11 protein-coding genes are annotated in these 15,850 nt (G+C 48.0%); 4 read left to right on the forward strand and 7 right to left on the reverse strand.

Annotated features, from left to right (window positions below; translation table 11 throughout):
- Positions 1-2 precede the first annotated feature (2 nt).
- The 5 genes from DXD65_RS16470 to DXD65_RS16490 form a co-directional block, all read right to left on the reverse strand.
- The gene (locus DXD65_RS16470) at positions 3-881 is read right to left on the reverse strand and encodes a helix-turn-helix domain-containing protein (RefSeq protein WP_005836102.1); all 879 of its coding nucleotides are present in this window, start codon (positions 879-881) and stop codon (positions 3-5) included.
- A gap of 74 nt (positions 882-955) precedes the next feature.
- The gene (locus DXD65_RS16475; protein ID WP_117887803.1) at positions 956-3,280 is read right to left on the reverse strand and encodes a TonB-dependent receptor; all 2,325 of its coding nucleotides are present in this window, start codon (positions 3,278-3,280) and stop codon (positions 956-958) included.
- 151 nt (positions 3,281-3,431) lie between these two features.
- Positions 3,432-3,770: a hypothetical protein gene (locus tag DXD65_RS16480; protein ID WP_117887813.1), complete on the reverse strand. Its 339-nt coding sequence runs from the start codon at positions 3,768-3,770 to the stop codon at positions 3,432-3,434.
- A 45-nt stretch (positions 3,771-3,815) separates the two neighbouring features.
- A complete protein-coding gene (locus tag DXD65_RS16485) occupies positions 3,816-5,561 on the reverse strand; it encodes a bifunctional metallophosphatase/5'-nucleotidase (RefSeq protein WP_117887804.1) in 1,746 nt (581 codons plus the stop codon).
- A gap of 26 nt (positions 5,562-5,587) precedes the next feature.
- The gene (locus DXD65_RS16490) at positions 5,588-7,465 is read right to left on the reverse strand and encodes a sensor histidine kinase (RefSeq protein ID WP_199670744.1); all 1,878 of its coding nucleotides are present in this window, start codon (positions 7,463-7,465) and stop codon (positions 5,588-5,590) included.
- Positions 7,466-7,618: 153 nt separating this feature from the next.
- Here DXD65_RS16490 and DXD65_RS16495 point away from each other — a divergent pair, with 153 nt between their 5' ends.
- Entirely contained in the window at positions 7,619-9,754 is a 2,136-nt protein-coding gene (locus DXD65_RS16495) for a Tex family protein (protein ID WP_117887814.1), read from the forward strand.
- A gap of 60 nt (positions 9,755-9,814) precedes the next feature.
- Here DXD65_RS16495 and DXD65_RS16500 read toward each other — a convergent pair whose 3' ends face one another.
- Positions 9,815-10,711: a CPBP family intramembrane glutamic endopeptidase gene (locus tag DXD65_RS16500; RefSeq protein ID WP_117887806.1), complete on the reverse strand. Its 897-nt coding sequence runs from the start codon at positions 10,709-10,711 to the stop codon at positions 9,815-9,817.
- Between the two features lie 112 nt (positions 10,712-10,823).
- On the opposite strand from DXD65_RS16500, the gene DXD65_RS16505 reads away from it, so the two are divergent.
- Positions 10,824-11,876, forward strand: a complete 1,053-nt coding sequence (locus tag DXD65_RS16505) for a leucine-rich repeat domain-containing protein (protein ID WP_009036854.1) — start codon at positions 10,824-10,826, stop codon at positions 11,874-11,876.
- A 280-nt stretch (positions 11,877-12,156) separates the two neighbouring features.
- On the opposite strand, the gene DXD65_RS16510 is transcribed toward DXD65_RS16505, so the two are convergent.
- Positions 12,157-13,776, reverse strand: a complete 1,620-nt coding sequence (locus DXD65_RS16510; RefSeq protein ID WP_057258978.1) for an ABC-F family ATP-binding cassette domain-containing protein — start codon at positions 13,774-13,776, stop codon at positions 12,157-12,159.
- Between the two features lie 221 nt (positions 13,777-13,997).
- Here DXD65_RS16510 and DXD65_RS16515 point away from each other — a divergent pair, with 221 nt between their 5' ends.
- Positions 13,998-14,630, forward strand: a complete 633-nt coding sequence (locus DXD65_RS16515) for a nucleotide exchange factor GrpE (protein WP_005827933.1) — start codon at positions 13,998-14,000, stop codon at positions 14,628-14,630.
- An 11-nt stretch (positions 14,631-14,641) separates the two neighbouring features.
- Positions 14,642-15,814: a molecular chaperone DnaJ gene (dnaJ, locus tag DXD65_RS16520; RefSeq protein WP_035448062.1), complete on the forward strand. Its 1,173-nt coding sequence runs from the start codon at positions 14,642-14,644 to the stop codon at positions 15,812-15,814.
- Positions 15,815-15,850: the final 36 nt, after the last annotated feature.

A 15,850-nucleotide genomic window follows, 5' to 3' on the forward strand; every position in this document is an offset into this window, starting at 1 on the left:
ACCTATTGCCGGCGATATTCTTTAGGTGACATGCCAGTGTGATGCTTGAAATACTTGCCAAAGAACGACTGGTTGGCAAAGTGCAGCTCGTCTGCAATTTCCTGAATGCTCAGCTCGGAAGACTTCAACAAGGCTTTGGCTTCCAAAACGACGAGACTGTCAATCCATTCGCCCGCCGTCTTTCCGCTGATTTCCTTCACTACGGTGGAAAGGTGCTTGGCAGTGAGGAACATCTTATCAGCATAGTAGGACACACTGCGCTCTTCCTTATAGGACTCGGAAATAGCACGGATAAAGCGCTCGAACAAGTCTTCCTTCCTGCTTTTGGGAATGCGTTCCTGGATGACATGTCCTTGATAGATATTATATATCTCATAAAAAAGGGCCAACAGCAACCCCTGAGTGATTTCCTTACGGAAAGGATTGTCTTTCAGCTTCACCTTGCTCCAAAGAAAAGAGTGATACTCCTGAAACGATTGGGATTCCTCCGGAGTGATGTGAACGAAGGGCCGCTCCTTAATCATGAAAAACATAGGGAAAAGCTGTTGCATGGTAGGTATCACCATATCCATAAAATCCCTTGAGACGGCAATGAAAAGACCGGAAAAATCATCGGAACGCTCGCGTTGCAGAACAATCTGGTCGGGAAGAATAATACCCAACATACCTTCCCGCATTTCACATTGCTGCAGGTTGAGTTCCAGTTTGCACCACCCTTTCAAGCAGACAGTCAGGCAAGCAGCATTCAAACGGGTGGGATAAGAGCTCAAAGGCATGTCCTTGATATCATTAAAAATAGCAAAATCATTGCCGATGAAATCAATCATCGGCAAATGATGTATCTGGGAAATGTCTACATTCCGTATTCTCTTAGTATCCATGGTTTTTGTGCTTTGGCGACAAATGTAGGACTATTTTGCGGAATTTAGCTCTAAAAATTCTTAAATAGAAACTTTTAGTTCATTATCTTGAAACCGATAAAAAAGGTTCTCGGCTGCGTCGGTCCGTAGAAATAACCCGCATCGCGGAATTCCCCTTTATCCAGGTCTTTCTGGAAACTGTTGAAAATATTCTGTACACCCGTATTCAACTGAAGCTTGATATGGTCGTGAAGCACAAAAGTATAGTTTAACTTCACATTCAGGTCCAGGAATTGGGGAGTATGCTCCATGCGGTCTGAAGTGATATTACAGAAGGCACCCTCGGGAGCATCTTCCGGTGCGTAGTGCGGAACAATCATCTTTCCCGTATAGGTACCGGAAAGAGAGAAATCAAAATTCTTTACCGGTGCGGAGGAGAAAGTGAAGTACCCGTAATAATCAGGTGTACGGGGCATGCGCTTGGTGGTAAGGTCTTCTCCGTCCACCTTCGTCCAGGCTTCCTCATGGGTATAGCGGCTGCGCTGCGCCGTGAAGCCGAGCTGGAACTGCGCCTCCTTGCCATGGGCAATCTTCGCATCCAGATTGGCACCATATACGCGTGCGCCGTTTCCGTTGCGGCGCTCCTTGATGACATCCCCTACTTCGTTCTTGCCGATATCTTCGAGCACAAAGACGTGGCGCAGGTCTGTATAGAAACCCTCCACCAGGATGTTTGCCTGCCAGTGACCCAGATGGGCAGTCCAGTCCACCGAACCGCTGTAACTGTTGGAGCGTTCTTCACTCAGGTTATCGGCGAGTTTGATTTGGACTCCCTTGCCGCCTACTGCCGTCACGTGCAAGTCCTCATCGTATGCCTGCGGAGCGCGGAAACCGGTAGAGTAAGTCAAGCGTGCCTGAAAATCATCTGTCGGCTTGTAGAGCAGGTTGACGCGGGGGCTGAAAATAAGCTTGTCTATCAGGTTGTGCTTGTCCAGGCGGGCGCCGACCAGCATGGTCAGTACGTTCATCTTCCACTCATTCTGCACGAAGGCGCTGGCAATGCGGACATCCTGCTCCATGTCACGATGATAGCCGGTCATGATGTCGTGCAGGGAGTTGTTCTGATATTCCAGTCCGCCGGTGAAGGTGGCGGGGGCAAAGAAGCAGTTGTCCATATTGCCCATGTACATGCCGCCGGCAACCCAGGTCAGGTCTTTCGTCTTGCCGTAGGCATTCATGTTCTTTTGGGCACCATAGTAGCTGTTGCGGTCGGTGTGCTGGATGGAGGTGTAAGCCGAAATCTTATGCTTGTACTCTTTCCAGAACAAATCATAGCTCACGCCTCCGCTATTGATGATATGCTTGGTCTGCTCGGTGATGTCCGTCTCGTGCGGCTGCAAATCGAATTTGTTGCCTCCGCGACGAAGTTCGTTGGTGGTATGGTATTCCAGATTGATGCGGCTGAAATGCGTAGGACGGTAATAGGCGCGGAAGCCGAAAGTATTCATGTTCAGCTTGCCCAGTTCGGAAAAGCCATCGCCATCGCGGTCGTAGGGGTTGCGGTTGCGGTAACTCTCATAAAAGGCAATGCCGTAAGAGTTATCTTTGGCAACCAGCGACACATTGCCACCCATATATTGCTCCCAGGACTTGCCGTCCATATTGGAGAACATGCTCGATACCTGAAAGGAATTGTTGATGGGGTCTTTGGTTATAATATTGATAGTTCCTCCCACAGCATTGGCGCCAAACAAGGCAGAGCCTCCGCCACGCACCACTTCTACCCGTTCAATCATGTTCACGGGGATTTGCTCCAATCCGTACACACCGCTCAATGCACTGATGATGGGACGGCTGTTTATCAATATCTGCGAATACGGACCTTCCAAGCCATTGATGCGCACCTGGGGGAAACCACAGTTCTGGCAGTTGTTCTCCACACGCAAGCCCGACTGGTAGTTCAGTGTCTTGGCAAGGTCGGTGGAGTTGACCATCTCGAACAATTTGGTACTCATCACATTTACAACTACCGGAGCTGCCTTGCGGCTTACCTCGTTGCGGTTGGCGGATACCACCACTTCATCGGTCATGAAACTCTCCTCTTCCATCGGGAAATGTATGACGGCAGTAAAGTCCTTGCTCACCGTCACCTCCTTCTCTTGGGTCTTGTAGCCCACTGCCGACACACGGAGCTTGTATTTTCCCGCCGGAAGCTTGCGGAACTCAAATTGTCCTTCTTCATTGGAAACCGTTCCCTGACCACTGCCGATAATCAAAACCGTGGCATACGGTATATTTTCCTCCGTACCTTTCACTATCACATGGCCGGAAATCATATTGCCTTCTTTTATAGGATTTACGGCAAAAGCTACGCTGGCACTTACCACTGCAAGTACCAACGCCAAAATGTATTGTTTCATCAAATTAGCGCTCTAAATAAAAAAAATAATTCAAGTCTGAAAAAAGATAATCATCCGAGATGCCGCACTTCGTTCACTGAAATGCCGGACTTCGAGACTAAAATGCCTGGTATCTACATACAAAAAATCCAGGCGTTTTTAAACCTAATGACTATGAAAAAAGAGCGGGAGGAGCGCGAAGGGAAAGGGTACGTATCACTTCCCCCTTAACAGTAGGTGTTGCCGGTTTGGCTCTGAGCATGGCCAGCAAAGGACGCATCGGGTGCTGAACCTCATACACATCCACCCCGGAAGAGCAGAATGCCGACAAATGCCCGATGACCAGAAGGGAAGTCTGGGAGTGAGAGTGTGTGCCATGAAAAGGGTGCGAGTGCGTTATCATCACCCCATTCACATAATGGACGTGAGTGAACGCGGTGATGCTTGCCTGGTACATAATAAACAGTACCAGCAAGCTCAATGCGCCTATAATTTTTTTCTTCTGCTTCACGTCCAAAAACTTATACTATAGATTCTGAGCCGCAAAGATAGTGAATTATTCTTTAACTTTGCCAAACAAGAACTCATAATCACGCTTGGAAGCCGGAGCCGCCCATTCTTCGGGAATGAACTTCCACTGATTCAGCGCACGCGGCTCAATCACTTTCTTCTGCTCAATGTACTGCATCAGATAATAGCGTAAGTCCTTGTCCGTAGAGTGGATGATGCGTTCTTTCAGTTCATCCTGCGAGATGCCGGACCCCTTTGTCAGCAATTCGCCGCCACCGTTTCCGCGATAAGAATTCACCGCTACCTTATACATTTTGTCCATATCGAACGGGGTACCGTCTGCCATACTGAGAATGGCTACCTTCTCGCCATCCGGCTTGGTCACATCCACCGTGTAGATAATACCCGCCGCAGAATCGAAGTTGAAGCTGAAATTCTTGAATGAGGCCCTGTCCGTAGCACCTTCGCGGCGCTTCTCACGGAAGAGAAGGATATGGTCGTCCGGAGACTTCATCCGATTGGTCCACAAATCATACGACATCTCCAAGGCATCGCGTATCTCCTTCCCCGTCAGACGCATGGTGTAAAGCATATTTTCGTACTTATACAGATTGAACATATCGTTCACAAAAATGTCTCCTTTACGGATTTCCGTATCATAGGACAAAGGAGCCGCAAAAGAAATATCCGCTCCGCTGATTGCCAACTGCAACTCATGAATAAGGTCTATAAAAGCGGAAGAGCCGAAATAGGCAGGACGTGTGGAGATGGTCTCGGTAAAGGAACCTATCTTCTTGGAAACAAAATTCTGCACAGCTTCATTTTCGGGGGCAAAGCGTTGCATGAACTCTTCGCTGACGCCGTAGTCTTGCGTATCGGACAGTATGCCGTCTATCTTCTTGTCTATAACTTTACCATCACGCAGTTTCAAGGTTATATCCACATTACTCACAACGACACCGTTGCTGGCAGGGTCCATCACCAGTACCGAGTCACCGGCTATGTTGCACACCCTCTTGCATTCGCGCGCATGGTCGTGCCCCATCAGGACAATATCGAATCCCGGCACGTTGCACGCCACTTCCACCGAAGCGTTTTCGCGATACTTGCCTCCCATCAGCTGGGCATCCTGGCCGGCATGGAACATACCGATAACCAAATCAGGCTTTTCCTGCTCACGGATAATCTTCATCCATTTGCGGGCAGTCTCCTCCATATCGTCGAAACGCAGCCCTTTCCACAGATTCTCTGAAAGCCATACGGGGATGGCAGGAGTTATCATACCGAGAACCACAATTTTCACTCCGTCACGTTCCAGCACCTCATAGGGTTTGAAATGGGTTTCTCCGGTAGCAGTATCCACAATATTGGCACCCAATATCGGAAAACGGCAGTCACCTGCCCAACGGTCGAAAACGGTACGGCCGGTCTCTACGTCATGGTTACCCATATTGCCGGCATTATACCCCATGAAATTCATCATCTCCGCTGCCAGATGAGGGGCAACGGTATCTATGTAATTATAATAATAGGCTGTGGGCTGTCCCTGCAGAATGTCGCCATTGTCCAAAAGAATCAGGTTTTCGCCATAAGCCACACGTTCCTTTTGCACCAAAGCATGCACACGTGCCAGACTGCCGGTTGCCTCCCGGCGGCGTATAAAGTCGTAGGGATAGTAGTTTCCGTGTATATCACTGGTCTGTACGACTTTCAGTTTCACCTCTCTTTCCTGCGCAGGCAGTATGCTTGTCAGGACAAAAATCCAGATAAAAAAACAACTAAATCTTTTCATTATATTTCCTTATTTCTTGTCGGTTCTTATAAGTTCATAGGATGGGTAAACATAAACCGCGCTCCATCCGTATAGGCAGGATCTATCCAAATCTCGCCGCCCCACTTCTCGACGGTCAGCTTACAGATGGACAAGCCCAAACCGGTTCCCTGCACATATTCGTTCAGTTTTTCGAAACGCTCGAACACCCGTTTCTGTTTGTCCAAAGGAATACCGCAACCGGTGTCGGTCACCGAAAACACTGCTGCATTCCCTGCCGTATCCAGTTCCAGCTTCAAGGTTATCGTGCCTTCCTTCGTAAACTTGTCCGCATTGGAAAGCAGATTTATCACAACCTGCTGTAGACGCTGCACATCCGTCCGCATTTCCACCGCCTCACGATTGCAGTCAAACAGAAATTGATTGGTCGACCTTCGTGCCTGGGCCACGGAAGCTACTACCTGCTGGCATATCTGCACAACATTGCAGCTCTCCAAAGAAAGGATGACGCGGTCGGCCTCCAAACGGGACACATCCAATATGTCATTAATCAACCGAAGCAGCAAATCAGAGTTGGTCCTAATAATCTCGAAATAGCCACGCTGTTCTTCTTCCGAGGCTCCTCCGGCAGACAGCACGTCCGAGAAGCCCACAATCGCATTCAATGGAGTACGGATTTCGTGGCTCATATTGGCAAGGAAAGCACTCTTCAGACGGCTGGATTCTTCGGCACGGTCTTTTGCTTCGCGCAAGGCACCCTCGGATACCTCCAGTTCATCCTTCAACTTCTTTGTATGATAATAAAAGTAAAGGGAAACGAACAAACCGCCCAACAGCACCAACAGAACAGCACCGACAGACCAGATATGATACTTGTACTGTTCGTAGAAAGAAGGGGTTACGTTCAGCATCTTTACCGGCTGCGGAAGGCCGGTGATATTCAGTTTCTTTTCCTTCACAAGTTTACCGTCCAGTATGGTCTCATTCGGAATGATTTCCATATGGGTCTCACTATCCTGAGGGGTGGTCAGCAGGCGGTAGGACTGTCTTGCCATCTCCTTGCCCAAAGCACGGTAGGCAGGAACGACACCTGCCACAGCCCAATATCCCAAGCCTACGGAACTGAGCGAGAAAGTGGGCAAAGTGGGAGCTGCTTCCATCATGGCGTAGGTTGCATTCCGCATGAAGTAACCATCGTTCATGTCCACACGCCATGTCCCCATCAATATAGCTGTATTTTCCGGTAACTCATGCAATCTGTCACAAATGGTATATATGGTATGGACGCGTCCGTCCAGCAGAATCAGGTTGAGTTCCGGAAACTTCTGCATCTCCTTCACTACATAGGCTTGCATGGCAACGCCGCCATAACTGTTGTCTGAGACAAAAGCGATATTCTTGGTGCCGGGATACATCTGCTTTATCATATTGATGTTGGCCTCCACATCATACTCATAAACGAAGCCAGCCTTGATAGGCGAACTGGGGAAATCCGTGAAGAAGTCGACGGATTCGGGCATCCAGGTCTTCAGGTCAACGGTATCACCCGGCAGCAATATGGCGTTCCGGCTGGACAGTGCACTCACTACCGGAGTATTGCCGCATATGGAGTCTTCCAGAGAAAGATAGGCAGCCCAGGCTTCCTGCCCTATAAGTACAATCAGCGCCGGACTTTTATCACCTTGATATTTAGCCAACAGCTCAGCCATTCTCCTCTCCCAAAGAGGGGATTCGGAAAAACTCTTGCAGTTCATGTTCTCCAATGCGATGGTGTTTGTCCCGCCCAGGCGTTGGAACTCCTCCATAAAGTCGGAGATGTTGCCGGAAGTACGGCCGGCATCCGGATTATAGGAACTGATAATCAGTACCGGATGCTCTCCCGTAATAGAAAAAGCGGGCAAAAGGCAACAGAAAAGCGCTACCATGCATGGTAATATTGTACGATATATGTGTTTCAATTGATTGATTCGTTTAATTGCTCCATAGCTTTGACAAATATAGATAAAAGTTGGAACCTAAAGAAAAAACAACAATTGTTTTTTTGTACTTTTGGCACCTATTATAAAATGAGATACAAAATGATACAAGATTTTCATCGAATGATATCTGCCGCTCTCGGCATATCAGAAAGACAAATAAGCCAGACCCTCGGCCTGCTGGAAGACGGAGCGACAATCCCTTTCATCAGCCGTTACCGCAAGGAAGCAACGGGAGGACTGGACGAAGTGCAGATTGAAGCTATCCAGACGCAATATGAGAAACTGAACGAAACCGCCAAACGTAAAGAAACCATCCTGAACACCATACAGGAACAAGGTAAACTGACCACCGAACTTCAGAAACGTATCGAGGAGACTTGGGACAATACCCTACTGGAGGACATCTACCTCCCCTACAAGCCCAAACGGAAAACACGTGCCGAAGCAGCTCGCCAAAAAGGACTGGAACCCCTCGCCACCTTGCTGATGCTGCAACGTGAACCTCATCCGGAGGAACGCGCCGCCAGTTACGTGAAAGGAGACGTGAAGAACGTGGAAGATGCACTGAAAGGTGCCCGTGACATCATAGCCGAGCATGTTAGCGAAGACGAACGTGCCCGAAACAGCGTGCGCAACGCATTTGCCCGCCAAGGCACACTGACCGCCAAGGTGGTGAAAGGCAAAGAAGAGGAAGCGACCAAATACCGCGACTACTTCGATTGCTCCGAATCGTTGAAGCGATGCAGCTCCCACCGCCTGCTCGCCATCCGGCGTGCCGAAGCGGAAGGCCTGCTGAAAGTCAGCATCAGCCCAGACGATGAGGAGTGCGTGGAACGGCTGGAACGCCAATTCGTGCGGAGCAACAACCCCTGCGGACAGCAAGTGGCGGAAGCCGTGCAGGATTCCTACAAACGCCTATTGAAGCCATCCATAGAGACGGAATTCGCCACGCAAAGTAAGGAACGTGCTGATGAGGAAGCCATCAAGGTATTTGCCGAAAACCTCCGTCAGTTGTTGCTGGCTTCACCACTGGGGCAAAAGCGTGTGATGGGTATAGACCCCGGATTTCGTACGGGTTGTAAAGTTGTGTGCCTCGATGCACAAGGAAATCTGCTCCACAATGAGAACATCTACCCCCACCCTCCGGTCAGCAAGCAGAAAGAGGCATTTGCCAAGCTGCAAATGATGATAGAGTCTTATAAGATAGATGCCGTAGCCATAGGTAACGGAACTGCCAGCCGCGAGACGGAGGAGTTCTTGAAACATCAGCGCTTCAACCGCGACATACAGATATTCATCGTCAGCGAGCAGGGAGCTTCCATCTATTCGGCCTCTAAAATTGCACGGGACGAGTTTCCCGACTACGACGTCACCGTACGCGGTGCTGTGTCCATAGGCAGACGACTGATGGACCCGCTGGCAGAGTTGGTAAAGATTGACCCGAAATCTATTGGTGTGGGGCAATACCAGCATGATGTGGACCAAACCAAGCTGAAAAAATCACTGGACCAGACCGTAGAAAACTGTGTAAACTTGGTAGGTGTCAACCTGAACACCGCAAGCAGCCATCTACTGACCTACATCTCGGGATTGGGTCCGCAACTGGCACAGAACATTGTGAACTATCGCGCCGAAAACGGTGCCTTCACCTCGCGCAAGGAACTGATGAAAGTACCTCGTATGGGTGCCAAGGCGTTTGAGCAATGTGCCGGCTTCCTACGCATTCCGCAGGCAAAGAATCCGCTGGACAATACTGCCGTACACCCGGAAAGCTATTGTATCGTAGAACAAATGGCAAAGGACTTGGGTTGCAGCGTAGCCGAGCTGATAGCCAGCCGGGAGCTGCGTCTGAAGATTAATCCCGAACGCTACCTCTCCCCCACCGTGGGCATGCCGACACTGAAAGACATCCTGCAAGAGCTGGACAAGCCCGGACGTGACCCACGCGGACCGATAAAGATATTTGAATTTGACAAGAACGTGCGCACCATCAACGACCTGCGCGAAGGCATGGAATTGCCCGGCATCGTAGGAAACATCACCAACTTCGGCGCATTTGTCGATATAGGCATCAAGGAAAACGGACTAGTACACCTCTCCCAACTCGCCGACAGATTCATATCAGACCCTAATGAAGTAGTGTCCATTCACCAGCATATACGCGTAAAGGTACTCAGCATAGATATGGACCGGAAACGCATACAGCTGACAATGAAAGGAGTGGAACAGAATTAGTGATAAGGGATTAATGATTAGTGATTAATGGTTAGTGGTTAATGGTTTCCGTATTAATCATTAATCCCTAATCACTAATCCCTTATAATAGTGTCTTAAGATAATTACTGTACCAAGCACTAAAAGTAGTGAACACAGAATAGAGCCTTCGAACCCGAAAGTTCCTCCATTTATCAGATTTTCTTCCGGAAAGTGAAGAATCAGCAGATTCTCATTGCTAAATTCATTTCCACTGACTTTATATCCCAAAACAGAACCTTGAATCCAGTTCCAGAACCAATGCAAGGCAATGGGGAAACAGAGGTTGCGCGTGTATATATAGGAAGCTCCCAAGAAACAACCCGCCAGCATGATATTCAAAAACGGGACGAAGGCAAAGCTGGGATTGAAAAGATGCATCAACGAAAATAACACCGCAGAGATAAGCAATGCCACAAACTTATTGACGCCTCCATCCAGCATACGCCCTAAAATGAAACCGCGTCCAATAACTTCTTCCGTAACTGCCACTAAAAAATAAAGCAAAAGACTCGACAACAACGAAATGGGAGAAAACAAGACCCCTGCCACTTCCACAGCCCCCAACAATAAAGACAAGCCAAAACCAACTACATACAAGAACACGACAAACAAAGCTCCGTTCAGCAGGCTTCTGCCCCATCCCTTCAAAGACAAGCCCAAGCTCGAAAAAGGAAGCTTCCTGAAGCCCAGCACCATACAAGCGGCAATAAGCCCACTGGCCAACATCAAGACTTCATTCAACATCATTAAATAGACGCTCATCCCACCAGCTTGTGTCTTCAACTCAGGGAAAGCAATCGCAAAAGGTATGGCAAACAAAAACAGAAAAATCATAAAAAGTACAGTAAACAGTACTATATCAACGAATGCCAGCCAAATACGTTTTGTTTTACTCATAGCAACACACTCTTCCTTCACCGTTTCTTCCGTCTCCATTTGTATCTCATTTTGATTAATATCCGACAAAAATAATAATAAAAAGAAAAAACTTCATGTATTCCTGCCGGTTTCTTCTTATATTTGAAAAATCAATCTGGAATCGACAAACATGAAACTAAGAAAAATACTTTTAGCCGTTGCCGGACTGGCGTTAATGCTGAATGCCTCGGCACAAAAATCCAAAAGATACTACGTGGCCAAACCTGGCACCCTGGTGGAACTGATGACAGAAGCGGAAGCCAATGAAATCACCCAACTGACCCTGCAGGGCAAGCTGAATGCCGTAGATTTCAGGCATCTACGGGATGAATTCAAAAACCTGCAACTGCTGGACATTTCCAATGCCTCCATCAGCATGTATGCAGGCAAGAACGGGACTTATCCAAACCGTTTTTATGTATATCCTGCCAATTGCATTCCGGCATATGCCTTCTGCAAGCAAATGGACGACAGTACCTTCATCGGCAAGGAGACACTGACCAGGATTATCCTTTCCGACAAGACCAAGAACATCGAAGATGCTGCCTTTAAGGGATGCAAAAATCTCAAGATATGCCAGATACGGAAGAAAACGGCTCCCAATCTGTTGTCCGAAGCATTGGCCGATAGCGTTACAGCCATATTTGTTCCATTGGGATGCAGTGACTCCTATCGTACCAAAAAGAAATGGGAGACCTTTGCATTCATTGAAGGAGAACCACTGACAGTAAATGTGCAGATTGGTAAAATGGGCAGCCTTGCCAGCGAACTGTTAAGAGCCGGATTTCAGCCCAAAGACGTTAACTTTCTGACCGTTGAAGGAAAAATGGACGAAGCCGACTTCACATTGATACGCGACTATATGCCCAATCTGGTTTCCATCGACATGACCAACAGTAATGCCACTGCAATTCCCGACTATACTTTCACCCAAAAGAAGTATCTGCTGAACGTACGGCTCCCGCAAGAGCTTAGAAGCATCGGACAGCGTGCATTCAGTGGCTGCGGCCGTTTGTGCGGCACGCTGGTGCTTCCTGCCAGTGTAACCGCCATTGAGTACGGAGCATTTATGGGATGCGACAACCTGCGCTATGTGCTTGCCACGGGGAATAAGATTACCACGTTAGGCGACAACCTTTTCGGCGAAAGCCAAGGCAAAATTATATATAAGGAGAAACAATAACTCAGACTATTCCCCGCCTTAATAAGAACAAAGAGACTCTTTTAATAGCAAAAGAAGGTGTGTCAGAATGATAGCTAAAAATCATTCTAACACACCTTCTTCTTTTTTTCAATATCGCACAAGCCTTTATTAAACAAAAAAGATATGAAAGAAGAATCGTTCCATCATGGCAGAAATATTGTTCCACCGTGGTGAAAAAATCGTTCCACCATGGTGGAACGATTTTTTCCTCATGATGGAACGATTTAAAATATGCTTATTTAGTCCTTAGCTTCCGTTATCACTTTGTTGCGTACATACGTGCACGCAACTCCTTGATGTGGTCTGAAGTGATGTATTCGTCATACTCCATCATCTTGTCGATAATACCGTTCGGAGTCAATTCGATGATACGGTTGGCAACCGTCTGAATGAACTCGTGGTCGTGGGATGAGAAAAGGATATTGCCTTTATAGGTCTTTAGATTATTGTTGAATGCCTGGATAGACTCCAAGTCGAGGTGATTGGTAGGTGTATCCAGAATCAAGCAATTGGCATTGCGCAGCTGCATACGTGCAATCATGCAACGCATCTTCTCACCTCCCGACAATACGCTTGCTTTCTTCAGTACCTCCTCGCCGGAGAACAGCATACGTCCCAGGAAGCTCTTCATATAGACTTCATTGCCTTCACCGAACTGGCTCAACCAGTCCACCAGATTCAGGTCTGTATTAAAGAATGCAGTATTGTCCAGCGGCAGGTAAGCGGTGGTAATAGTCACACCCCAGTTGAAAGTACCTGCATCCGGTTTCATATTCTCGTTGATAATCTCGAACAGGGCGGTCATGGCACGCGGGTCGTGCGAAAGGAATACAATCTTGTCTCCCTTCTCTACGTTGAAGTTGACGTCGCGGAACAGCACCGTACCATCTTCCAGCGTTTTCGTCAAACCGGAAACTTCCAGAATCTGATTACCCGGTTCGCGTTCGGGCGTAAAGATGATGCCCGGATACTTACGTGATGACGGCTTGATTTCTTCTACATTCAGTTTCTCCAACATCTTCTTGCGGCTGGTAGTCTGCTTGCTCTTTGCCACATTGGCACTGAATCGGCGGATAAACTCTTCCAGCTCTTTCTTCTTCTCCTCGGCCTTTGCCTTCTGGTTCTGCTGCTGACGGAGCGCCAGCTGGCTGGACTCATACCAGAAGCTATAGTTACCGGCAAAGAGGTTAATCTTTCCGTAGTCGATGTCCACCGTATGCGTACAAACGGAATCGAGGAAGTGACGGTCGTGGCTCACCACCAGCACCGTATGCTCAAAGTTTGACAAGTAATCTTCCAGCCAAGTCACGGTCTCCATATCCAAGTCATTGGTAGGCTCGTCCAGCAGCAAGTTATCAGGATTTCCATAGAGAGCCTGCGCCAGCATGACACGCACCTTTTCCTTGTTGTTCAACTCACCCATCAGCAGATAATGCTTGTCTTCCTTGATACCCAAGCCACTCAGCAAGGCGGCGGCATCGCTTTCGGCATTCCAGCCGTCCAGCTCGGCAAATTTCTCTTCCAATTCGGAAACCTTCAGTCCATCCTCGTCTGTGAAATCCTCTTTGGCATACAGCACTTCACGCTGCTTCATGATGTCCCACAGCACCGTGTGTCCCATCATCACCGTGTCCATCACCGTAAAAGCATCCCACTTAAAGTGGTCCTGGCTCAAAACGGAAAGACGCTCTCCCGGAGCCAGCATGATGGAGCCCGTCGTAGGGTCCAGCTCCCCGGAAATCGTTTTCAGGAAAGTAGATTTTCCGGCGCCGTTGGCACCGATGATACCATAACAGTTACCACTTGTAAACTTCAGGTTTACGTCATTGAACAACACTCTTTTACCAAACTGTACTGAGACATTAGAGACTGTAATCATCTTTATATTTACGATTTATTTATTTACAATTTACTATTTAATACCTATTAGTCTGCGAATTGCGAGTGCAAAGATAGTTATTTTTCCATGAATAGACACAGAGAAGCGCTGTCAATCTGACATAAAAGTATTACCTTTGCAGCGTTTTCGGCAAAAATATCCGTTTTGGCAAAGTTTTTGCTGGAGCACTAATATCGTATTAACTTAAACCCTTAACAGCAATGAAAGCTAAATCATTTTACAAGAATAATAAGCATAACAATATGAATCCGAAAGAAAAAGAAAACAACCAGGAAGAGGAGCTGAAAACTCAAGCTACTCCTAACGAATGTGACGAAGAAACTGTCGGACAAGAAACTTCACAAGAAAACGAAGCTCCCCTGACAGAAGAAGAAAAGCTCGCCCAGGAACTGGAAAAGGCCAATGAACAGATTGAAGAGCAGAAGGACAAATACCTGCGCTTGTCTGCCGAGTTTGACAATTACCGCAAACGCACCATGAAGGAGAAGGCAGAACTTATCCTGAACGGTGGTGAAAAGAGTATCAGCAGTATTCTCCCCATCGTGGATGACTTTGAACGCGCCCTCAAAAACATGGAAACAGCCACCGACGTAGCCGCCGTAAAAGAAGGCGTTGAACTTATCTACAACAAGTTCATGTCTGTATTGGGACAAAACGGCGTTAAGGTGATAGAAACAAAGGAACAACCGCTCGATACAGACTATCACGAAGCCATCGCCGTGATTCCGGCACCCAATGAAGCACTGAAAGGCAAAATTCTGGACTGTGTACAAACCGGTTACATCCTAAACGACAAAGTGATCCGTCATGCCAAAGTGGTAGTCGGAGAATAACATAAAACTGTATGGAAAAAAGAGATTACTACGAAGTATTGGAAGTCGAAAAGACAGCAACGGTAGAAGAAATAAAGAAAGCCTATCGCAAGAAAGCCATCCAATATCATCCGGACAAGAATCCGGGCGACAAAACAGCCGAAGAGAAATTCAAGGAAGCGGCAGAAGCATACGACGTACTAAGCAATCCGGACAAGCGTGCCCGCTACGATCAGTTCGGTCATGCCGGACTGGGTGGTGCCGCCGGTAATGGTGGTCCGTTCGGCGGCTTCAGTGGAGGCATGTCCATGGACGACATCTTCTCCATGTTCGGTGACATCTTTGGCGGACACAGTGGAGGTTTCGGCGGTTTTGGAGGTTTCGGCGGAGGCGGTGGAGCACAACAACAACGCCGTTACCGTGGTTCGGACCTGCGTGTCAAGGTGAAACTGAACCTCAAGGAAATCTCTACCGGCGTGGAAAAGAAATTCAAACTGAAGAAATACGTGCCTTGTACCCACTGTCATGGTACGGGAGCCGAAGGTGACGGTGGTTCAGAGACCTGCCCGACTTGTAACGGCAGCGGCACGGTAATCCGTAACCAGCAAACCATACTCGGCACCATGCAGACAAGAACCACCTGCCCGACGTGTGGCGGTGAGGGCAAAATCATCAAGAACAAGTGTAAGGAGTGTGCCGGTGAAGGCATTGTATACGGTGAAGAAGTAGTAACCGTAAAAATTCCGAAAGGCGTTGCAGAAGGTATGCAACTCTCTATGGGAGGAAAAGGAAACGCAGGCAAGCACAACGGCGTGCCGGGAGACCTGCTGATTCTTGTAGAGGAAGAACAAGACCCGAACCTGATACGCGACGAAAACGACTTGATTTACAACCTGCTCCTCAGCTTCCCGACAGCCGCCTTGGGTGGTGCGGTAGAAATTCCCACGATTGATGGAAAGGTGAAAGTAAAAATTGACTCAGGTACGCAACCGGGAAAAGTGCTCCGCCTGCGCGGCAAAGGTTTACCCAACGTGAACGGATACGGCACGGGAGATTTGCTGGTAAATGTCAGCGTATACGTACCCGAAACGCTGAACAAGGATGAGAAGAAGGCGCTGGAGGAGATGGAAGAATCGGATAACTTCAAGCCAAATACTTCGATTAAGGAGAAAATATTCAAGAAGTTCAAGAGTCTGTTCGACTGATAAAAAAATAGAGATAATAAAGAAGGCCTCCCAATA

It is taken from the genome of Bacteroides sp. 4_1_36, from assembly GCF_003466325.1.
Lineage (GTDB): Bacteria > Bacteroidota > Bacteroidia > Bacteroidales > Bacteroidaceae > Bacteroides > Bacteroides uniformis.

Coding starts and splice junctions, on each gene's coding strand:
- DXD65_RS16470 (WP_005836102.1), bottom strand. CDS start 881: ATGGATACTAAGAGAATACGGAATGTAGACATTTCCCAGATACATCAT.
- DXD65_RS16475 (WP_117887803.1), bottom strand. CDS start 3,280: ATGAAACAATACATTTTGGCGTTGGTACTTGCAGTGGTAAGTGCCAGC.
- DXD65_RS16485 (WP_117887804.1), bottom strand. CDS start 5,561: ATGAAAAGATTTAGTTGTTTTTTTATCTGGATTTTTGTCCTGACAAGC.
- DXD65_RS16490 (WP_199670744.1), bottom strand. CDS start 7,465: ATGGTAGCGCTTTTCTGTTGCCTTTTGCCCGCTTTTTCTATTACGGGA.
- DXD65_RS16495 (WP_117887814.1), top strand. CDS start 7,619: ATGATACAAGATTTTCATCGAATGATATCTGCCGCTCTCGGCATATCA.
- DXD65_RS16500 (WP_117887806.1), bottom strand. CDS start 10,711: ATGGAGACGGAAGAAACGGTGAAGGAAGAGTGTGTTGCTATGAGTAAA.
- DXD65_RS16505 (WP_009036854.1), top strand. CDS start 10,824: ATGAAACTAAGAAAAATACTTTTAGCCGTTGCCGGACTGGCGTTAATG.
- DXD65_RS16510 (WP_057258978.1), bottom strand. CDS start 13,776: ATGATTACAGTCTCTAATGTCTCAGTACAGTTTGGTAAAAGAGTGTTG.
- DXD65_RS16515 (WP_005827933.1), top strand. CDS start 13,998: ATGAAAGCTAAATCATTTTACAAGAATAATAAGCATAACAATATGAAT.
- dnaJ (WP_035448062.1), top strand. CDS start 14,642: ATGGAAAAAAGAGATTACTACGAAGTATTGGAAGTCGAAAAGACAGCA.